15 protein-coding genes are annotated in these 20,140 nt (G+C 70.3%); 11 read left to right on the forward strand and 4 right to left on the reverse strand.

From position 1 onward, the window contains the following. The first annotated feature begins 1 nt into the window (after position 1). The 8 genes from gnd (at position 2) to SSP29_RS29860 (ending at position 11,071) form a co-directional block, all read left to right on the forward strand. The gene (gene gnd / locus SSP29_RS29825; RefSeq protein ID WP_305793842.1) at positions 2 to 886 is read left to right on the forward strand and encodes a phosphogluconate dehydrogenase (NAD(+)-dependent, decarboxylating); all 885 of its coding nucleotides are present in this window, start codon (positions 2 to 4) and stop codon (positions 884 to 886) included. A gap of 7 nt (positions 887 to 893) precedes the next feature. Then, positions 894 to 1,487 carry a histidine phosphatase family protein gene (locus tag SSP29_RS29830; protein WP_089103936.1) on the forward strand — a complete coding sequence of 198 codons (594 nt, stop codon included), beginning with the start codon at positions 894 to 896 and terminating at the stop codon, positions 1,485 to 1,487. Between the two features lie 204 nt (positions 1,488 to 1,691). Continuing rightward, a complete protein-coding gene (locus SSP29_RS29835) occupies positions 1,692 to 2,936 on the forward strand; it encodes an ROK family protein (RefSeq protein WP_089103937.1) in 1,245 nt (414 codons plus the stop codon). Positions 2,937 to 2,955: 19 nt separating this feature from the next. Continuing rightward, positions 2,956 to 4,812: a glycoside hydrolase gene (locus tag SSP29_RS29840; RefSeq protein WP_089103938.1), complete on the forward strand. Its 1,857-nt coding sequence runs from the start codon at positions 2,956 to 2,958 to the stop codon at positions 4,810 to 4,812. A 248-nt stretch (positions 4,813 to 5,060) separates the two neighbouring features. Then, a complete protein-coding gene (locus SSP29_RS29845) occupies positions 5,061 to 6,326 on the forward strand; it encodes an ABC transporter substrate-binding protein (RefSeq protein WP_089103939.1) in 1,266 nt (421 codons plus the stop codon). A 20-nt stretch (positions 6,327 to 6,346) separates the two neighbouring features. Continuing rightward, entirely contained in the window at positions 6,347 to 7,315 is a 969-nt protein-coding gene (locus SSP29_RS29850) for a carbohydrate ABC transporter permease (protein ID WP_089103940.1), read from the forward strand. After that, complete coding sequence (locus SSP29_RS29855) at positions 7,312 to 8,178, forward strand: carbohydrate ABC transporter permease (RefSeq protein ID WP_089103941.1); 867 nt, start codon at positions 7,312 to 7,314, stop codon at positions 8,176 to 8,178. The genes SSP29_RS29850 and SSP29_RS29855 overlap by 4 nt, the downstream gene beginning before the upstream one ends. 25 nt (positions 8,179 to 8,203) lie before the next feature. Next, positions 8,204 to 11,071, forward strand: coding sequence for a glycoside hydrolase family 2 TIM barrel-domain containing protein (locus SSP29_RS29860; RefSeq protein WP_089103942.1), 2,868 nt, complete (start codon positions 8,204 to 8,206; stop codon positions 11,069 to 11,071). Positions 11,072 to 11,083: 12 nt separating this feature from the next. Here the strand turns inward: SSP29_RS29860 and SSP29_RS29865 are convergent, their stop codons facing one another. The 3 genes from SSP29_RS29865 to SSP29_RS29875 form a co-directional block, all read right to left on the reverse strand. Beyond that, on the reverse strand, positions 11,084 to 12,955 hold the full coding sequence (locus tag SSP29_RS29865) for an ArnT family glycosyltransferase (RefSeq protein ID WP_089103943.1): 1,872 nt from the start codon (positions 12,953 to 12,955) through the stop codon (positions 11,084 to 11,086). Between the two features lie 230 nt (positions 12,956 to 13,185). Then, positions 13,186 to 14,976, reverse strand: a complete 1,791-nt coding sequence (locus tag SSP29_RS29870; protein WP_089103944.1) for a bifunctional sugar phosphate isomerase/epimerase/4-hydroxyphenylpyruvate dioxygenase family protein — start codon at positions 14,974 to 14,976, stop codon at positions 13,186 to 13,188. Between the two features lie 104 nt (positions 14,977 to 15,080). Continuing rightward, positions 15,081 to 15,962, reverse strand: coding sequence for a shikimate dehydrogenase (locus SSP29_RS29875; RefSeq protein WP_089103945.1), 882 nt, complete (start codon positions 15,960 to 15,962; stop codon positions 15,081 to 15,083). A gap of 143 nt (positions 15,963 to 16,105) precedes the next feature. Between SSP29_RS29875 and SSP29_RS29880 the strand changes: the two genes are divergently transcribed. Together SSP29_RS29880 and SSP29_RS29885 are read left to right on the forward strand one after the other, a co-directional pair. Next, positions 16,106 to 16,771, forward strand: a complete 666-nt coding sequence (locus SSP29_RS29880) for a TetR/AcrR family transcriptional regulator (RefSeq protein ID WP_089103946.1) — start codon at positions 16,106 to 16,108, stop codon at positions 16,769 to 16,771. Positions 16,772 to 17,010: 239 nt separating this feature from the next. After that, the gene (locus tag SSP29_RS29885) at positions 17,011 to 18,372 is read left to right on the forward strand and encodes an MFS transporter (RefSeq protein ID WP_089103947.1); all 1,362 of its coding nucleotides are present in this window, start codon (positions 17,011 to 17,013) and stop codon (positions 18,370 to 18,372) included. A 65-nt stretch (positions 18,373 to 18,437) separates the two neighbouring features. Here SSP29_RS29885 and SSP29_RS29890 read toward each other — a convergent pair whose 3' ends face one another. Then, complete coding sequence (locus SSP29_RS29890; protein WP_089103948.1) at positions 18,438 to 18,743, reverse strand: hypothetical protein; 306 nt, start codon at positions 18,741 to 18,743, stop codon at positions 18,438 to 18,440. 264 nt (positions 18,744 to 19,007) lie between these two features. Here SSP29_RS29890 and SSP29_RS29895 point away from each other — a divergent pair, with 264 nt between their 5' ends. After that, a complete protein-coding gene (locus SSP29_RS29895) occupies positions 19,008 to 20,009 on the forward strand; it encodes an acyl-CoA desaturase (RefSeq protein ID WP_089103949.1) in 1,002 nt (333 codons plus the stop codon). Positions 20,010 to 20,140: the final 131 nt, after the last annotated feature.

Consider the following 20,140-nt stretch of genomic DNA (forward strand, 5'->3'; position numbering starts at 1 on the left):
CATGACAGCCATGCAGTTGGGTCTGATCGGCCTCGGCAAGATGGGCGGCAACATGCGCGAGCGGATCCGCCGCGCAGGCCACACCGTCATCGGTTACGACCGCAATCCCGACGTCTCCGACGTCAAGTCTCTTGAGGAACTGGTCGAGAAGCTCGACGCCCCGCGCGTGGTGTGGGTGATGGTCCCGGCGGGCAACGCCACCCAGTCCGTCGTCGACGAGCTCAAGGACCTGCTGTCCGAGGGCGACACGGTGGTCGACGGCGGCAACTCCCGCTGGACGGACGACGAGAAGCACGCCGCCGAACTCGGCATCAAGGGCATCGGCTTCGTCGACGCCGGTGTCTCCGGCGGTGTGTGGGGCCTGCAGAACGGCTACGCCCTGATGGTCGGCGGTGACAAGCAGCACGTCGAGCGGCTGCACCCGATCTTCGAGGCGCTCAAGCCGGAGGGCCCGTACGGCTATGTCCACGCCGGCCGGGTCGGTGCCGGGCACTTCTCCAAGATGGTCCACAACGGCATCGAGTACGCCATGATGCAGGCGTACGCCGAGGGCTGGGAGCTCCTTGAGAAGGTCAAGTCCGTGGACAACGTCCGCGAGGTCTTCCGCTCCTGGCAGGAAGGGACCGTTATTCGCTCCTGGCTCCTTGACCTCGCGGTCAACGCCCTGGACGACGACGAGCACCTGGACAAGCTGAAGGGCTTCGCGCAGGACTCCGGCGAGGGCCGCTGGACGGTCGAGGCGGCCATCGACAACGCGGTGCCGCTGCCGGCGATCACGGCCTCCCTCTTCGCGCGGTTCGCCTCCCGCCAGGACGACTCCCCGCAGATGAAGATGATCGCGGCGCTGCGCAACCAGTTCGGCGGCCACGCCGTCGAGTCGAAGTAGGTGCGCCGTGGGGGACCTCCTCCTGGTCCGCCACGGTGAGACGGAGTGGAGCGTGTCGGGCCAGCACACCAGCTGGACCGACCTGCCCCTGACCCAGCACGGCGAGGAACAGGCCAAGTCCCTCGCCCCGCTTCTCACCGACCGGACCTACGCACTGGCGCTGGCCAGCCCGCTGGACCGCGCGATACGCACCGCCGAACTGGCCGGTCTGACCGGCGTCGTACCAGACCCCGACCTGCACGAATGGGACTACGGCGGCTACGAGGGCATCACCACGGTGGAGATCCACCGCTCCCGCCCCGACTGGTACCTGTGGACCGACGGTGTTCCGCCGGGCCCTGAGGGCCACCCCGGCGAGTCGCCGGAGCAGATCGGCGCGCGGGCCGACCGGGTGCTCAGGAAGGTCGAGACGGCGCTCAACACCGGCACGGGTGACGTGATCCTGGTGGCCCACGCCCACTTCCTGCGCGTGCTGACGGCGCGCCGCCTGGGGCTGCCGCCCGCCGAGGGCCGGTTGTTCCAGCTGGCGACCGGCACGGTCAGCCGGTTGTCCACCGAGCACGGGTGGCCCGTGATCGCCGAGTGGAACAAACAGCCGTAGTACATCTCGTGACGGCCCGTCAGTGACAACTGGCGGGCCGTTTCGACGTGTTGGCGCCCGGCAACCCTCCGGCACCTCACGGGGAAGTTTCTACGGCCCCTTTCCTAACCCCTTGTCGAAAGTCCTGCGAAGCCCATAGCCTTGCGCCGCGCCGGAGCCGTCGTACACCCCGGCCCGGCCGTGACGGATGGGAGGGGCAGCCGCGTGAAGCGCACATCGCGTGATATCCGCACCGCGAACCGCTACGAGGTGCTGCGCCAGATCATCGCCCAGTCCCCCACCTCCCGGCAGACGCTGGCGGCCGCCACCGGGCTGAGCGTGGCCACCGTCGCCACCCTGGTCGGCGAGCTGCTGGACCTCCGGATGATCACGGAGGTCGGCTTCGAGGACTCCGCGGGCGGCCGGCCCCGGGGACTCGTCGCGGTCAACGCCTCGGGCGGCGCGCTGATCGGCGTCGACATGGCGGAGACCTACGTCCGGGTGGAGCTGTTCGACCTGGGGCTGAACGTACTGGCCCGCGCGGTGGAGGACATGCGCCCCGGGGAGAGCCGGCCCGAGCAGGCGGTCGGCCATGTCGCCGCGGCCGTCGGCTCGGTGGTCGCCCAGGCCGGCGTCGAGGGCGCGCGGGTGCTGGGTGCCGGGGTGAGCGTGCCGGGGCAGGTGGACCGGGCCACCGGCATCGCCGAGTACGCCCCCAACTGGGACTGGCACGACGTGCCGCTCCTCGACCTGCTCTCCGAACACATCGCCTACCCCCTCCACCTGGACAACCCGCTGCGGGCGAGCGCGGTGGCGGAGCTGTGGTTCGGGGCCGCGCGCGGCCGCGAGGACGCCGTGGTGGTGAACCTCGGCACCGGGGTGGGAGCCGGGCTGGTCCTCGGCGGCGGGCTGTACCGGGGGGTGAGCAACAGCGCCGGGGAGTGGGGTCACACGACGCTCGTTCTTGACGGGCGGCTGTGCCACTGCGGCAACCACGGCTGCGTCGAGACGTACGTCGGCGCCCCCGGCATCATGCTCAACCTGCGCGAACTCAGCCCCCGCTCCCCGCTGTTGCACCCCGAGGACCAGACGGCCACCATCGACGCCCTGACCCGGGGGGTCGCCGCGGGCGACCCGGTGGCCGTCAAGGTGGTCCGCGACACGGCCCGTTACCTGGGGGCGGGCATCGCGGACCTGGTGAACGTGTACAACCCCGAGGTGGTCGTGCTCAGCAGCTGGGTCGCCAGGAAGCTCGGCACACCGCTGCTCGACGAAGTGCGCGAGGCCGCCCGCCGGCACGCGCTGCGGCGGCCGTTCGCCGCCACCGAGATCGTCCTCTCTCCCGTGCCCACCGACCCGGTGTGCCTGGGCGCTGCCACGTTCGCGCTGGAGGGCGCCCTGCAGGCCGTGGGACAGAGGTCACCGAAACGCACCACCCCCGCAAGGAGCCGTACCGCACCGCCTTCATGACGACGGAAGGGATGCCGTTTTGACACGCACCGCGCCCAGCAGGAGACCGGTCCTCGCCACCGCCACGGCCGCACTGGCCGTGACCGGGGCCCTGATCGGCTCCCCGCCCGCCGACGCCACCGACACCACCGCCGCCTCCGCCACCACCGCCGAGGTGTCCCCGCACGCCGCCCAGACCATCGACGACATCGGCGCCTCGGGCGCCTGGTGGGTCAACGACCTGCAGAACTTCTCCCCCAAGGTCCAGGCCCGGGTGGCGAAGCTGCTCTTCTCCAAGAAGGGCCTGAACCTCAGCTCGTACCGCTACAACATCGGCGGTGGCGGGGTCGCGGTCACCACCCCGGCCCGCGCCGCCGAGGACTTCCTGGACTCCGACGGCTCCTACGACTGGAGCAAGGACAAGGGCGGCCGGACCTTCCTCACGTACGCCGCGAAGTACGGCGTCGAGGACCTGATCGGCTTCGTCAACAGCGCACCCGCCCAGTGGACCACCAACGGGCAGAGCTGCGGCGGCCGGTTGAAGGCGGAGGACGAGACCGCCTACGCCAAGTACATCGCCGACCTCACCGGCCACTTCGCCCGCCAGGGCGTGCAGCTGGACTACATCAGCCCGTTCAACGAACCGGACAACAACTTCGGTTCGTGCGGCCAGGAAGGCATGCAGGTCACCGTCGACCAGCGGGACGACATCGTGCGGGCGCTCGGCGCCGAGCAGCAGGCCCGGCACCAGAAGACGGGCATCATCGCCGACGAGTCCAGCAGCACCGTGCTGTTCGGCACCGAGGTCCCGCAGTGGCTGTCCCAGCCGGACACCGCGCAGTACGTGTCCAAGCTGGCCCACCACACGTACAACAACCCGACCGACGGCCAGCTGGGCAACGTCTACGAGACCGCGAAGACGGCCGGCAAGACGTCCTGGGCCTCGGAGATCTGCTGCTTCGGCAAGGGCTCGACGGGCTGGAACCAGGAGTACGACCCGTCCATCGACAACGCCCTGCTGATGTCCCGGATCATCTACAAGGACTTCGCGAGCGCCCACGACTCGGCCTTCCAGTGGTGGGTGGCGCTCGCCAGCGGGTACGGCACCGACCCGTACACGAAGAACGACGAGGGCTGGAACGACGGCCTGATCTACTACGACCCCGACTACGCGACCGACGGCAACCAGACGCTGTACTTCACCAAGCGGTACTACGCGCTCGGCCAGTACAGCAAGTTCGTCGAACCCGGCTCGGTCGCGCACAACGTGACCGGGGCGCCGGACGGGGTCGAGGTGTCGTCGTACGACAAGGACGGCAAGTGGGTGGTCGTGGTCAACAACCAGAACACCACCGACACCCCGCTGAGCCTGCACTTCAACAACGCGGCACCGGTGCGGGCCAGGGAGGCGGTGCGGACGTCGGCCACCGAAGACTGGGCCGAGGTCGCGAAGCCGTCGGTGAGTTCGGGGACGGTGTCCGCCACCCTCGCCGCCCGCTCGATCACGACGTACGTCTTCGACCAGAAGGGGCACGGCAGTTCGGCCGTGACCGGCGCGCTGGCGGGCAGGCAGTCCGGCAAGTGCCTGACGGCGGACGCCTCCAGGGCCGCGATCGCCGCCTGCACGGGCGCGGCGGACCAGTCCTGGTCCTACGACGCGAAGGGCGCCCTGAAAGGCCCGAACGGCTATCTGACGGCATCCGGTTCCGGCCTGACGGCCACCGCCGCCTACGCGGGTGACGCGAGCCAGCGCTGGCTGCTGAACGCCAACGGGCAGATCCTCAGCGAGGCGTCCGGCAAGTGCCTGGACGTCAGCGGACAGGCCACCGCCGACGGCAGCAAGGTGATCCTCTACAGCTGCAACAGCGGCACCAACGAGGTCTGGACCAGGCAGTAACCGCACCTCACCGCCCTGTTCGAGGGCCGCCGGCCACACCTGTCCCGGCGGCCCTCAACTCACCCTGCTTTCCCATCTGTTCGTCATCCCGAACCGGCTACAACGTTTCACGCAGACTTCGTCCAACCTCTTGCCGAAGTATTAGCCGAAGGTTAACGTCCCGCTCCGCAACGCAATTTCAGCCATCTGGTTCCGAGGTCCCACGGGCCGTAGAGGCACAGCCGCACTCGACAGACAAGGACGTCAGCATGTCGGCACTCAGCAACACCAACTGGTCCCGCCGGTCCCTCTTCCGGGCGGCAGCGGGCATGGCCGCCGCCGGCACGCTGGCGGCGTGCGGCAGCAACAACGGCAGAGGCGGCGGCAGCGGGTCGGGCACCCAGCTCACCCAGTACTTCCACGCCTACGGCGAGGCGGGGACCGAGCAGGCCCTCAAGCGTTACGCGGCGGCGTACAAGAAGGCCGACGTGAGCACCAACTGGATCACGGGCAACAACTTCGAGTCCGCGCTCTTCGCGTCCCTGCTCACCAAGAAGGCGCCCGACGTCTTCGAGTTCCACCCGCAGCTCCAGCTCGTCAAGAGCGGCCAGGTGGCGGACCTGAGCGACATCATCGACCCGGTCAAGGACGACTTCAACCCGAACGACATCAACTCCCACACGGTCGACGGGAAGATCTACGGGATCCGGATGATCGACGACCCGCAGTTCTTCTACTACCGCAAGTCGATGCTGGAGAAGGCCAAGGTCGAGGTGCCGACCACCCTCGACGAGCTGATAGAGGCCGCCGCCAAGCTCACCACCAGCAAGGTCAAGGGCGTCTTCCTCGGCAACGACTTCAGCGCGATCCAGAACCCCATCATCTGGTCCGCCGGCGCCGACACCATCAACGACAAGAACGAGATCGCCTACCACACGGACGGCGTCGTCGGAGGCCTCAAGCAGCTTCGCCAGCTGTTCACCAGCGGCAACGTGCTCCTGGACGCCCCGACCGACTTCTGGGACCCGTCCTCGCTCAACCAGGGCCTGTGCGCCATCCAGTGGGGCGGCATGTGGTCCATGCCGGCCATGCAGCAGGCCCTCGGCGACGACCTCGGCATCTTCCCGTTCCCGAAGATCGGCAGCGCCGGCAAGCTGTCCGTCTACAACGGCGGCTGGTCGATCTTCGTCAACGCCAAGGGCAAGAACGTCGACGCGGCCAAGGAGTACGTCAAGTGGCTGTGGATCGACCAGAAGCAGTACCAGGAGGACTGGGCGACCTCGTACGGCTTCCACATCCCGCCGCGCACCTCGATCGCCGGCGGGGCCACCAAGCTCAAGTCCGGCCTGGCCGCCGAGGGCGTGAAGCTCTTCACCGACTACGGCCACTTCGACAACATCGCCTACGACCAGACCATGCAGACCGCGTTCGCCGACGTGATCGCCTCCTCCGTCCGCAAGAACGGCGACCCCGAGGCGGCGCTCGACACCTGCGACAAGAAGGTCAACGTCGAGCTCAAGAAGCTGTTCGGATAGGCCACCGGGAAGACCACGACATGTCGACCACCACCACACGCGGGGTCGCCCAGCCCGCCCCGGCCAAGGCCTCCCCGGCCCGGCCGCGGCGGGGCCTGCGGGGCAACCCGACCGTGAACTTCTGGCTCTTCACCGGGCCCTTCCTCATCGGCCTGGCGATCTTCGTCATCGTGCCGATCGGCTGGAGCATCTGGCTCAGCTTCTTCGACGCCCGCTACACCGTCACACCGAGCCATTTCATCGGCCTCGACAACTACAAGCAGATCCTCACCAACAGCGGCTTCCCCGACTCGCTGCTGACGTTCACCGTGTTCGCCGCGTTCATCGTGCCGACCACCTGGGCGCTGTCGCTCGGGCTCGCGCTGCTCGTGAACCAGCTGCGGTTCATGCGGGCGTTCTTCCGGTCGGTGTTCTTCCTGCCGACCGCCGTCTCGTACGTGGCCGCCGCCCTGATCTGGAAGATGTCCATCTTCAGCGGCGTCCGCTTCGGACTCGCGAACACGGTCATCGGCTGGTTCGGCGCCGACACCGTCGCCTGGATGTCCAACCCCACTCCGCCCTGGTACTGGCTGGTCATCGTGACCCTGCGGCTGTGGATCCAGTCGGGCTTCTACATGATCCTGTTCCTGGCTGCGCTCCAGAACATCCCGGCCGAGCTGTACGAGGCCGCCGCCATCGACGGCGCCAAGCGGGGCTGGCAGACCTTCCGGTACATCACGCTGCCGCAGCTGCGCGCCACCTCGACCGCGGTGATCCTGCTGCTGCTCATCGCCGCCTACCAGGCGTTCGACGAGTTCTTCAACATCGTCGGACAGAAGGCGACCTGGGCGCAGACGCCGCTCATGGAGCTCTACAAGACGGCCCTCGGCACCAGCCAGGACTACGGCGCGGGCAGCGCCGGCGCGGTCATCCTGTCGCTGCTCATCTGCCTCGTCACCCTGGTCCAGGGCAAGTTCATGGGATTCGGAAGGGGGGATGAGTCCAAGTGACCACCACCGCACCTCGGGTCGGCAAGCGACGCAGGAAGGACGGAGGCGTCCTCGGCAACGCGGGGCTGTACGTCGCCGTCGGCATCGCCGCCCTGCTCTTCCTGATCCCCTTCTATCTGATCCTCCGCAACGCGCTCTCCACGGACCTGGAGATCACCGGCGAGAACTGGAAGCTGCTGCCCTCCTTCCAGTGGGGCAACATCTCCGAGCTGTTCGACGACCCCACGGTCGAGTTCGGCCACTCCATGGTGAACTCGCTGGTCGTCGCCGTCCTGACCACGGTCGGCACGCTCCTGGTGTGCTCCCTGGCCGGCTACGGCCTGGCCCGCATCCCGTACCGGCACGCCAACAAGGTCTTCTACGCGGTCCTGGCGACCCTGATGGTCCCCACGGCCGTCACCTTCGTGCCCAGCTTCGTGCTGGTCTCGTCACTCGGCTGGGTGGACACCTACCGCGGTCTGATCATCCCGGGCCTCTTCAGTGGTTTCACCTGCTTCCTTTTCCGGCAGTACTTCCTCGGATTCCCGAAGGAGCTGGAGGAGGCGGCACGTGTGGACGGGCTCGGCTATTGGGGCGCGTACTGGCGGATCGTCGTACCCAACTCGCTGAACTTCTTCGCGGCGATCGCCACGATCACTTTCATCAGCGCCTGGAACTCCTTCCTGTGGCCGCTGGTCATCGGCCAGGACCCGAGCTCCTGGACCGTGCAGATCGCGCTCTCCTCCTTCATGACCAACCAGACCGTCAACTTCCATCTGATCTTCATGGCCACCGCCATCTCCATCCTGCCCCTGGTGTTCGTGTTCCTCTTCCTCCAGCGCTGGCTGGTCCAGGGGATCGCGCAGACCGGCATCAAGGGCTGACCCGCCTCGAAAGACCTGGAGACCGATGTCTTTCCGCTCTGCCACGGCCGTCGACCACGTCGAGGACGTCTCACCGGGCTCCGGGGCCCTGCCGCCCCGCGCCTGGTACCCCGCCTCGGACGCCGCGTCCCTCTCTCTGAACGGTGGTTGGCGCTTCCGGCTGTCGCCCACGGCCGACGCCGAGGACGACTCGTTCGCCGAGCCGGGGTACGACGCCGGCGGCTGGGCGGAGGTCTCGGTCCCGGGGCACTGGGTGCTCCAGGGGCATGGCGCACCGATCTACACGAACCACCTCTACCCGTTCCCGGTCGACCCGCCGAAGGTCCCGACCGAGAACCCCACCGGTGACCACCTGCGGTTCTTCGACCTGCCCGAGGGCTGGGACCTCGCGGACGCCGGGACGGTGCTGCGCTTCGACGGCGTCGAGTCCTGCGCCCGGGTGTGGCTGAACGGCACGGACATCGGCGAGTTCAAGGGCTCCCGGCTGCCGCACGAGTTCGCGGTCGGTCATCTGCTCAGGCCGGCCGGCAATGTGCTCGCCGTCCGCGTCCACCAGTGGTCGGCCGGCTCCTACCTGGAGGACCAGGACCAGTGGTGGCTGCCCGGCATCTTCCGGGACGTGACGCTGCTGCACCGCCCGGCCGGCAGCGTCCTCGACTTCTTCGTGCACGCCTCCTACGACCATGTCACCGGCGCGGGCACGCTGCGCGTCGACTCCGACGCGGACGGCAGGGTCACCGTGCCGGAGCTGGGCATCGACATCGCCACCGGGGAGCCGGCGACCGTCCCGGTCGAGGCGTGGACGGCGGAGACGCCGAGGCTGTACGACGGGGTGCTGGCCACCGAGGGCGAGCGGGTGCCGCTGCGCATCGGCTTCCGGACGGTGGAACTGGCCGACGGGCTGATCAAGGTCAACGGCCGGCCCGTCCTCTTCAAGGGCGTCAACCGGCACGAGTGGCACCCCGAGCGGGGCCGCGCCCTCGACCTGGAGACGATGCGCGCGGACGTGCTGCTGATGAAGCGGCACAACATCAACGCGGTCCGCACCTCCCACTACCCGCCGCACCCGGCCTTCCTCGACCTGTGCGACGAGTACGGCCTGTGGGTGATCGACGAGTGCGACCTGGAGACCCACGGCTTCACCGAGCAGGCCTGGCGGGACAACCCGGTCGACGACGACCGCTGGACCCCGGCCCTGCTCGACCGGGCCGCCCGGATGGTCGAGCGTGACAAGAACCATCCGTCGGTGGTCATCTGGTCCCTGGGCAACGAGGCCGGCACCGGCCGCGGGCTGACCGCGATGGCCGAGTGGATCCACGGCCGGGACACGTCGCGGCTCGTGCACTACGAAGGCGACATCGACTGCCGCGACACGGACGTGTATGCGCGGATGTACGCCGACCACGCCGAGGTCGAGCGGATCGGCCGGGGTCTGGACGGCGGCACCCACAGGCGCCGTCAACTCCCCTTCATCCTCTGCGAGTACGGGCATGCGATGGGCAACGGCCCCGGTGGCCTCGCCGACTACCAGCGGATCTTCGAGTCGTACGACCGGCTCCAGGGCGGCTTCATCTGGGAGTGGATCGACCACGGCATCAAGGACGACCGCTACGGCTACGCGTACGGCGGCGACTTCGGCGAGGAGCTGCACGACGGGAACTTCGTCTGCGACGGACTGGTCTTCCCCGACCGGGAGCCCTCCCCCGGGCTGGTGGAGTACAAGAAGGTGATCGAGCCCGTCCGGATCGAGGGCGACGCCGCAGCCGGGACCGTACGCCTCACCAACAAGTACGACTTCGCCGATCTGTCGGCGCTGGACTTCGAGTGGTCGTACCAGGTCGGCGGCGAGACCGTCGAGTCGGGCAGTCTGGCCGTACCGGCCCTGGCGCCCGGCGAGTCTGCGGAGGTGAAGCTGCCGGAGCCGCCGGTCGCCACCGGCAGCGGCGAGACCCAGTGGACGGTACGGGCCCTGCTGGCGGCGGACACCGCCTGGGGACCGCGCGGCCATGTGGTGGCCTGGGGTCAGTTCCCCGTCTCGGGACGGCAGTTGACGTCCTTCGCCGCCTCCGCCGGACCGGTGGGGTCCGCCGGCGGGCTGATCACCCTCGGCCCGGCCGCCTTCGACGGGCGCAGCGGCGCGCTGAAGAGCATCGGCTCGGTGCCGGTGACCGGAGTGCGTCTGGACGTGTGGCGGGCGACGACCGACAACGACGACGGCGCCGCCTGGCAGAGCGACATCCGCTACGGCGCCCTGTGGCGGAAGTTCGGTCTGCACCGCATGCGGCACCGCCTGGACGCGGTGGAGCCGGCCGGCGACGCCCTGACCGTGCGCACCCGGGTGGCGCCCGCCGCCTGGGAGTTCGGGCTGGTGACGGTCTACCGCTGGACCACGGACGGCAGCCGCCTCCGGCTCACCGTCTCCGTGACCCCCGACGGCGACTGGACGGTGCCGCTGCCCCGGCTCGGCATCCGCTTCGGGCTGTCGGCGGCCGACCGGGTGCGGTGGTTCGGCGGCGGGCCGGGCGAGGCCTATCCGGACACCAAGACGGCGTCTGTAGTGGGCCGTTGGCAGTCGACCGTGGACGACATGCAGACGCCGTATCTCCGCCCGCAGGAGAACGGCGCCCGCGCGGACGTCCGTTGGGCGGAGATCGGCGGCCTGCGGATCGAGGGCGACCCGGAGTTCTGGTTCACGGCCCGGCGCTGGACCACCGAGCAGCTGGACGCGGCGGCCCACCGTACCGACCTGGTCGCAGGTGACACTGTCTGGGTCGACCTGGACCACGGCCAGCACGGCATCGGCTCGCAGTCCTGCGGCCCGGGCGTCCTGCCGCAGTACCAACTCCACGCCGGACCGGCCGAGTTCTCCTTCGTGTTCGCGGACATCGGCTGACCCGGCACGCGGTCACCCTCCGTGGCCCGGCCCGCAGCGGTACAGCGTGTAGCCCGACACGTGCACCGGCCCGCAATGGCCGATGACCCAGCGGACCAGGGCCCGGCCCGGGGTCTTGGCGCCCCGGGCCCGGTGGGTGAGGTCGGCCGCGGAGAGCAGGACGTAGCGGAGCCGGCCGGTGTCGATCAGGTGGTGGAAGGTGCCGGGCGCGGGGTACGGCACATGGGCGGTGAAGCCGCCGAGCGGGAGGATGGAGGCGTTGTCCGAGAGGATGTACGGCGCCGCCATCTGCCAGCGGGGCACGGCCGCCAGGTAGCGGGCGCCGTCGCGGTGGGCGGTGAGGTAGGCGAGGACGCGCTGCTGGGCCGGGGTCAGGGCGGAGGCGCCGTTGCGGGTGGCGATGCTGCCCGGGCCGATCCGGCCGAAGCCGCCGGGCTGGTTGTAGCGCAGGGAGGTCGCGGACGCGGACCAGACGGCGGGGACGACCAGGACCGCCGCGAGGGCGACGGCCAGGGCGGTCCTGCGCGGACGTGACCCGCCGACGGCGAAGAGGACCAGCGCCGGCAGGGCCAGGACCGCGGCGACACCGACCGACCAGGTGAAGAAGCCCGGGTAGTACAGGGTGAGGGCCGCGCACCAGCCGACGTTGACGGCGAGGACCGCGCACAGCACGCTCCGGTGCCGCACCCGGGTCACGGCCGTCGCGGCCAGGGCCGACAGGCCGACCGCCACCACACCCATGTAATAGGTGTGTCCGGTCACGCTGCCGAAGCTGAAGACCAGGAAGAACGTCACCAGCCAGACGCCCCACAGCAGGTACCCGGCCAGGAAGGGATCGGTGCGCTGCGGGCGGCGGCGCCAGAGCACGACCAGCCCGGCGGTCAGGCCCAGCGCCGCCAGCGGGTACAGCCAGCCCGTCTGACTGGCCAGCCCGGGGCTGAACATCTTCCAGACGCTGTCCCCCATCCCCGCCGACGCCCTGCCGTGCGCTCGGGCGGCGACGATGCTCCCGGTGCCGGCCGCGTCGACGCCCAGCGCCTGGAAGCGGGTCAGGAAGTTGTAGCCGACGACCAGGGCGATCGGCGAGTTGTCGGTCGTGCCGTCGAGGTAGGGACGGGCGGCGGCCGGGGTGAGGCCGGCGGCCAGCATCCAGGACAGGGACACCGCCAGCATGACCGCCCCGGACACGGCGAGGTCCCGGATCCGGCGGCGCAACGTGGTCGGAGCGGCCACCAGATAGGTCACGGCCAGCGCGGGCAGCACCGCCCAGGCCTCCAGCATCTTGCACTGGAAGGCCACCCCCACCCAGACGCCCGCCAGGACGAGGGTGCGCAGCCGGGCACGGGCGGTGGCCCGCTGGGTGGCCTCGGCGGCCAGCAGCAACAGCAGGACGAACGGCGCGTCCTCGGTGACCGACCGGCCGAGGCCCACGGTCACCGGGGTGAGCGTGAGGAAGGCGGCGGCCAGCAGCCCGGCCGTCACACCGGCCCAGCGCCGCACCACCACGTGGAGCAGGACCACCGAGGCCACGCCTTCCAGGGCCTGCGGGACCACCAGGGACCAGGGGTGGAAGCCGAGGACCAGCGCCGACAGGGCCTGCGGCCACAGGAAGCCGGGCAGCTTGTCCAGAGTGATGGAGTTGCCCGGGTCGAAGGAGCCGTAGAGGAAGGCGACCGGGTTGTCGGTCATGCTGCGGACCGCGCTCGCGTAGAAGGCGTGGTACGCGCTGTGCCAGATGCCCCAGAAGAAGAGCAGGGCGGCGACGGTGGCGATGCCGGCGAGGATCGGGCGCTCGTAGCGCTGGGTGCGGCTCCGCGCCCGGGTCGGCGGGGGCGGCGGCCCCTCGGCACGGACGAGCGGCTCGGCGCTGACAGGGCTCGGCATCGCGGACGGCCTCCAGGATTCCCGGTATCCAGGACTTCCAGAACGCCCTGGACTTCTACGGCCTCTAGGACGACTGGATCTCGACGAACGTCACATCCGGAATGTCAAGGAACATTCAGGATGTTCGTGAGTATCGGTCGTGGAAGCTGTAAGGATCCTGAACCCTGCCTGTATCTCACCTGCCTCTCACTGCAAGCTCACCCGGCACCGGCACCGGCACCGGCACCGGCTCAGCGGGCCGGCCGGCCGGCGTGCTGGGCCGCGAGGCGCACCGGGGCGTTCTGGGCGCCGTATCCGCGATATCCGGGGTCCCGCTCGACGAGTTCGAAGAACACCCGTCCGACGGTCCGTGTGTAGCAGTGCCGGAAGACACCGCCGGCGTCACGGTCGTAGAGGATGCCGAGGTCGCGGTACGTCTCCAGCTCCCCGTCGGCGAACTCGTACCGGGCGGCGAGGTCGTCGTGGTAGTTGGCGGGGATGGGCAGCAGACCGCCACCGGCAGCGCGGAAGGCACGGGCGGCGGCGACCACGTCCTCGACGGCCAGGGCGATGTGCTGGGCGTGCAGGGTGTCGTCGGCCGGGGCCGCGCCGACCCCGAGGGCGATCCGGACGCTGCCGTCGGCGTTGGTGACGGCACGGGAGCGCAGCAGCCCGTAGGGGTCGGCGACGTCGACGCTCTCCTGGGCGTGCAGGCCGAGGACGCTGCGGTGGAAGAGGGCCGCCTCGTCGTACTGGTGCCAGGGCTGGACGAGCGCGAGGTGGTCGATGCGCGCCGCAGCCGACCCCGGTTCGTGCGGCACATCTGCGAAGTCGGCGCGCCAGTCCGGGAGTTCAGGATCTCGGCCGGTGGCGCAGAAGAACAGTTCCGTGCCGTCGGGGGCGGCGACCGCGTCGAGCGGGGCGTCCTCGGGGGCGCGGCGGCGGGGCAGCACGGGGGCGAGCAGGGCCTCGGCGCGGCGGGCGGCGGCCCGCGGGTCCGGTGACTCCAGGCCGATCGCGGCGAGCCCGGTACCGTCGCGGCGGGCGGCCGGACCCGTGTTCACCAGGATCCGGGCCTCGCCCTGCTCCCACAGATCGACGGGCTTGCTCCGATGACGCGCGGTCCGGGCGAAGCCGAGCGCGCCGAGCAGCGCCGAGACGGGTTCGGCGTCCGGCGTGACGAGTTCGGCGAAGGCGACTCCCGTCGGCACCACCGGCGCGGGCAACTCCCCCACCCCGAGGGCCTCTTGCAGCACCAGCAGCGAACGGTGCGCGTCGACCGCGGTGGGACCGGCCTCGGCCTGCCGGAAGACGTCGTTGAAGACTTCGAGGGAGAGCGGCCCGTCGTACCCCGTGCGCAGCACGTGCCCCACGAGCCCGGCGACGTCGAACCCGCCCTGCCCCGGGAAGCACCGGTAGTGCCGGCTCCACTGGAGCACGTCCATGGCGAGCAGCGGGGCATCGGCGAGCTGGAGGAAGAAGATCTTCGCACCGGGGATGTCCTCGATGCCCTTGGGATCGGACCCCCGGGAGAGGATGTGAAAGCTGTCGAGGCAGGTGCCGAGGGCGGGATGACCGGCCGCCTCGACGATCCGCCAGGCATGGTCGTACGTACTGACGTGCCGCCCCCAGGCGAGCGCTTCGTAGGCGACACGGATGCCGAAGTCCTGGGCGAGCGCCGACAGTTGGAAAAGCTGCTCGGCCGCGAGATCGTCGTCGTCGATCGCGAGCGGCGAGACGGAGGAGCAGACGAGAACGGTGTCGGCCCCCAACTCCCGCATCAGCTCGAACTTGTGCCGGGCGCGGCGGAGGTTGCGCGCGAACTCGTCATCGGGGACGGCTTCGATGTCGCGCATGGGCTGATAGAGATCGACGGACAGCCCCAGATCCGCACACCGAGCCCGTATCTCACGGGGCGAGAGCGGACTGGCTAGCAGATCGTTCTCGAAGATCTCAACGCCGTCGAACCCGGCCCGGGAGGCTGCGGTGAGCTTTTCGGTGAGAGACCCACTGAGCGAGACAGTAGCGATGGAAGTACGCATGACCTTTTCCCTTACGTGCACTGCACTTACCTAGGGGCGCGGGGCTGTATCGATTTGCGGCTGCCGCCGCGTGGGCGCGACCAGCCACAACGGACCCGCACAGGTCACACAACATTCCGCTCCACGAACCCGGCCAACTCCCCGATGTCCGCAAGCATCCGAGCACCGTCGGGCTCCCTCCCCGTGAACAACCGAAACGCATCCGCCGCCTGGAACCCGGCCATCCCACCCCCGTCGAGCACAGCGCACCCCGCCGCCCGGGCAACCCGCAACAGCTCGGTCTCCAGCGGCCGGTACACCACCTCGGCCACCCACAACCCGGGATGCAGCAGCTCGGCCGGCAACGGCAGCCCCGGATGCGCCGCCATCCCCGTCGGCGTCGCATGCACCAGCCCGTCGGCGCCCTTGAGCACCTCCGCCAGCCGGTCCGGTGTCCCGGCCTCCGCGCGCCCCGCGCCGAAGTGCCGGTTCAGCGAGCCCGCGAGATCTGCGGCCCGGTCGGCGAGCGCGTCCACGACAGTGACCCGCTCGGCCCCCAGCGTGAGCGTCGCGTGCGCGACTGCGGCCCCGGCGCCCCCGGCACCGAGCTGTACGACCCTCTCCAGCGGAGCGTCCCGCAGCCCGCGCGCGAACGACGCCGCGAACCCGGTCACGTCCGTGTTGTGGCCGACGGCCCTTCCGTCGGCCTCGAAGACCACCGTGTTGACCGCGCCGAGCGCCTCGGCCTGCGGGGCGAGCGCGTCCAGGTGCTCGATGACCAGCTGCTTGCAGGGGTGCGTGATGTTCAGCCCGTCGAAGCCGAGGTTCCGCGCGGCCCGCACCAGTTCCCCCACGGCCTTGGGTGGAACGCCGAGCACGTCGATATCGATCAGCCGGTACAGGTACCGCAGCCCCTGCCGGTCGGCCTCGCGCTCGTGCAGGGCCGGGCTGAGCGACGGTCCGATGCCGGAGCCGATCAGGCCGACGAGAAACGAGTCCTTGGCCACGGGGACCTCCTAAGCACACCGCTAATGTACGAACTAGTACGTTAGCTATATCAGCCCGGACCGCCCCCCGGGAAGACCCCGGCCGCGGCCCCCGCCCCGCCTTCTAGAATCTGGCGCACCGGCCGCACTCCCGAAGGAACCCGATGACCAGCGTCGACGAACCGGCACAGACCAACGGGCGGCTCCGTGACGCCGCCCGCACCCAGGCCGAGATCCTCGACGTGGCCACCCAGGAGTTCGCCCGGGCCGGCTACGACGGGGCCCGCGTCGATGAGATCGCGGCCCGCACCCGCACCACGAAGCGGATGATCTACTACTACTTCGGCGGCAAGGAGCAGCTGTTCACAGCGGTCCTGGAGCGCGCTTACGGGTTGATCCGCGAGGCCGAGCAGCAGCTGGACGTCGAGCACCTGGACCCGGTCGCGGCGATCCGCCGGCTCGCCGAGCTGACCTTCGACCACCACGAGCAGCATCCGGACTTCATCCGCCTGGTCAGCATCGAGAACATCCACGGCGCCCAGCACATCGCGGCCTCCGCGAAGCTCGGCAGGATCGGCTCGCCGGCTCTTGAGGTGATCCGCCGGATCCTGGCCGCCGGGCAGGAGTCCGGCCTGTTCACGGCCGATGTCGACGCCGTCGACCTGCACGCGATGATCAGCTCGTTCTGCTTCTTCCGGGTGGCGAACCGGCACACCTTCGGCGTCCTCTTCGGCCGTGACCTGGTGGACCCGGCGCAGCGCGCGCACTACCGGGCCATGCTCGGCGACATGGTGATCGCGTACCTCACCGCGGAGCGCGCGGCGGACTGACCGCCGCAGGGAGAGGACGGGCTCAGCCGGGGCGGAGAACGGCCGCGGGCGAACGGGACCGGCATGACCTCTTGACACCGGGGAAACGCGGGCGCAACATCCGTACCCATCGCGACTAACTACCCAGTGGGTTAATTAGCACCCGCCCTCTGGTCCGCCGACCCCGTCATCCCTGGGATCCGGCTCTCTCCCCCTCCGCTCACTCCGCTTACGTTGGAGTTCCCCGAAGGAGCACCGCCGTGTCCGTCCCCGCCCAGTCCGCCGCCACCGCCGTACCACCCGGTGGCCAGCCGAGGAAGGCCGCCCTGGCCGCCTGGATCGGCAGCGCCCTGGAGTACTACGACTTCTTCATCTACGGCAGCGCGGCCGCGCTGATCTTCCCGAAGGTCTTCTTCGACGAGTCGGACCCGGCCACCGCGACCCTGCTCTCGCTGGCCACGTTCGGTGTGGCGTACGCGGCCCGCCCGGTCGGCGCGCTGTTCCTCGGGCACTTCGGGGACCGGATCGGCCGCAAGAAGGTCATGGTCTTCACGCTGCTGCTGATGGGCCTGTCGACGTTCCTGATCGGCTGTCTGCCGACCCGCGCCCAGGTGGGGGGCCTGGCCCCGGTGCTGCTGGTGCTGTGCCGGGTGCTCCAGGGCATCTCGGCGGCGGGCGAGCAGGCCAGCGCGAGCTCCATGAGCCTCGAACACGCGCCGCCGAACCGGCGGGGCTTCTTCACCAGCTTCACGCTCAGCGGCACCCAGGGCGGCCAGCTGATCGCCACCCTGGTCTTCATCGCGGTCTCCCAGCTGCCCGAGGACCAGCTGATGTCCTGGGGCTGGCGGGTGCCGTTCTGGCTGAGTGTCGCGGTGGCCGTGGCCGGCTGGTTCATCCGGCGCAGACTCCAGGAGACCCCGGCCTTCGCCCGGCAGGCGGCGGGCGAAGGGGTCGTACGGCTGCCGCTGGTGACGCTGGTGCGGCACCACTGGGCGGACGTGCTGCGGGTGATCGGGGGCGCCCTGATCGCCTCGGTGAGCACGATCTTCACGGTGTGGGCGCTGGCGTACGCGACGAGCGACTCGGTCGGGATGTCCAAGACGTCGATGCTGTGGGTGGGCGCGCTGGCGAACCTGGTGGCGCTGGGCGCGATCCCGGCGTGGGCGACGCTGTCGGACCGGATCGGCCGGCGCCCGGTGTACCTGATCGGCGCGGTGGGCAGCGCGGTGGCGATGTCCGGCTACCTGTGGGCGATCTCCACCGGCTCCTACCCGCTGATCATGCTTCTCGGGGTCGTCGCCTTCGGTGTCGTCTACAGCGCGGCGAACGGTGTCTGGCCGTCCTTCTACGGCGAGATGTTCTCGACCCGGGTACGGCTGTCCGGCATGGCGATCGGAACCCAGATCGGGTTCGCCGTGGCCGGGTTCGCGGTGACCTTCGCGGCGCAAATCGCGGGTCCGGGCGGCGACGACTGGTCGGCGGTGGCCCTGTTCACGGCGGCGCTGTGCGTGCCTCCGGTCATCGCCGCCCTCACGGCACGCGAGACCCACACCCTGGCCACGGAGGACCTCGGGTCACACACCCTCCGGGACACATCCCGGCCGGAGACCGTGACGGCCTGAGCCGGTGGCGCGAGGAGCAGCGGGCACACGTCCGCCCGGGCCGGCGCCCGGGCGGACGGTGGCCGTCACCCTGCGGCGGTCTCCCGGATCAGCGGCTCGAACTCCCGCCGTACGTAGGCGTCGAACGGCTCCGCCAGCGCCCCGTCGATCACGCGCCGCACCTGGTACTGCGCAGCCAGCTCCTTGATCGCGGCACGGGAGTCGGGGCCCACGCCCCCGCCGATGACCAGCACCCCGAACTCCGCGGTCTCCAGCAGCTTCCGGGCCTCCTCGTCGGTGCTCACTCCCTCCGCGTCGAATCCGTCCGCGCGCAGCGCGTCCAGCACGGCCGTCACCCTGGCGGGCGTCCTTCCGAGCACCAGCGTCCTCATGACCGTTCCCCTCCCCTGCATCGGCGTCAGCGCGTTCGACTCTAGAACCTCAAGCGGACTTGAGATCAAGCGCTCCCCGAGTCCGGCCGAAGGAGATTTGGCCCCGCGCCGTTCACACCCTGGACATAAGCGGTGACCTGCGAGGATGCCGTTCGGTGCGATCGTGGGCCGTAGGCCGCCGAGCGCTCTCTCCAGCGCGGGCGCGCGCCTTCTCCCGGTCGACCGGCACCGGGTCCGACAACCTCGAGCAACGGCGGGGAACCGATGAGCCCGAGCACAGCCGACCGTCCCGAACAGACCGTCACCGAAGGCGATGCCGAGAGCGCGGCCGGGGCCAAGCCGCTGCTCGACACCCCGCAGACCGCCGCGGCGGGCATCGCGATGTGGATCTTCGTGGTCGGCCCGCTGATCTGCCTGGTCGTCGCGGTGCCGCTGGTGTGGGGGCGGGGCCTGTCCGCGCTGGACGTCGCCATGGCCCTGGTCGCCTACCTGGTGTCCGGCTTCGGCCTCACCGTCGGCTACCACCGCCTCTTCACGCACCGCTCGTTCAAGGCGAAGCGGGGGCTGCGCATCGCCCTGGCCGTCGCGGGCTCGCTGGGGGTGGAGGGCTCGCCGGTGCAATGGGTGGCGAACCACCGCCGCCACCACGCCTTCGCCGACCGCGAAGGCGACCCGCACTCGCCCTGGCGCTTCGGCACCGACACGCGCGCGCTGCTCAAGGGGCTGCTCCACGCGCACATCGGATGGATGCTCAAGCGTGAACTGAGCAACCGGGCCAGGTTCGCGCCCGACATCGCCGCCGATCGCGACCTGCGAGTCGTCGGCCGGCTCTTCGGGCCGCTGACCGTCCTCTCGCTCCTGGCCCCCGCCCTGGTCGGCGGGCTGGTCACCGGCACCTGGGCCGGCGCGCTGACCGGGTTCTTCTGGGCCGGCGTGATGCGGATGGCGCTGCTGCACCACGTCACCTGGTCGGTGAACTCGGTCTGCCACGTCGCGGGCAGGCGCCCGTTCGCCAGCCGGGACAAGGCCACCAACTTCTGGCCGCTCGCCGTGCTGTCCTTCGGCGAGAGCTGGCACAACTCGCATCACGCCGACCCCACCGGCGCGCGCCACGGTGTGCTGCCGGGCCAGATCGACCCGTCGGCACGTCTGATCCGGATCTTCGAGAAGCTCGGCTGGGCCTACGACGTCCGCTGGCCGAGCGCGGACCGTCTCGGCGCCCGGTTGCTGCCCGAGCCGGCCGGCCGGCAGGAGTCGGCAGCCTGACGCCCCCCGGACCGCCGCGATCGGGGCGGTCATGCGGCTGCCGGCCACCGCTCGTCGAGGAGGTACGGGACCTGTCCTCGACGAGCGGCAGCCTGGCCGACGCCACCTACCGTCCGGTGCCGGCCCGACGG

The organism is Streptomyces hyaluromycini (assembly GCF_002217755.1).
GTDB lineage: Bacteria > Actinomycetota > Actinomycetes > Streptomycetales > Streptomycetaceae > Streptomyces > Streptomyces hyaluromycini.

Coding starts and splice junctions, on each gene's coding strand:
- SSP29_RS29845 (WP_089103939.1), top strand. CDS start 5,061: ATGTCGGCACTCAGCAACACCAACTGGTCCCGCCGGTCCCTCTTCCGG.
- SSP29_RS29865 (WP_089103943.1), bottom strand. CDS start 12,955: ATGCCGAGCCCTGTCAGCGCCGAGCCGCTCGTCCGTGCCGAGGGGCCG.
- SSP29_RS29860 (WP_089103942.1), top strand. CDS start 8,204: ATGTCTTTCCGCTCTGCCACGGCCGTCGACCACGTCGAGGACGTCTCA.
- SSP29_RS29895 (WP_089103949.1), top strand. CDS start 19,008: ATGAGCCCGAGCACAGCCGACCGTCCCGAACAGACCGTCACCGAAGGC.
- SSP29_RS29880 (WP_089103946.1), top strand. CDS start 16,106: ATGACCAGCGTCGACGAACCGGCACAGACCAACGGGCGGCTCCGTGAC.
- SSP29_RS29870 (WP_089103944.1), bottom strand. CDS start 14,976: ATGCGTACTTCCATCGCTACTGTCTCGCTCAGTGGGTCTCTCACCGAA.
- SSP29_RS29890 (WP_089103948.1), bottom strand. CDS start 18,743: ATGAGGACGCTGGTGCTCGGAAGGACGCCCGCCAGGGTGACGGCCGTG.
- SSP29_RS29850 (WP_089103940.1), top strand. CDS start 6,347: ATGTCGACCACCACCACACGCGGGGTCGCCCAGCCCGCCCCGGCCAAG.
- gnd (WP_305793842.1), top strand. CDS start 2: ATGACAGCCATGCAGTTGGGTCTGATCGGCCTCGGCAAGATGGGCGGC.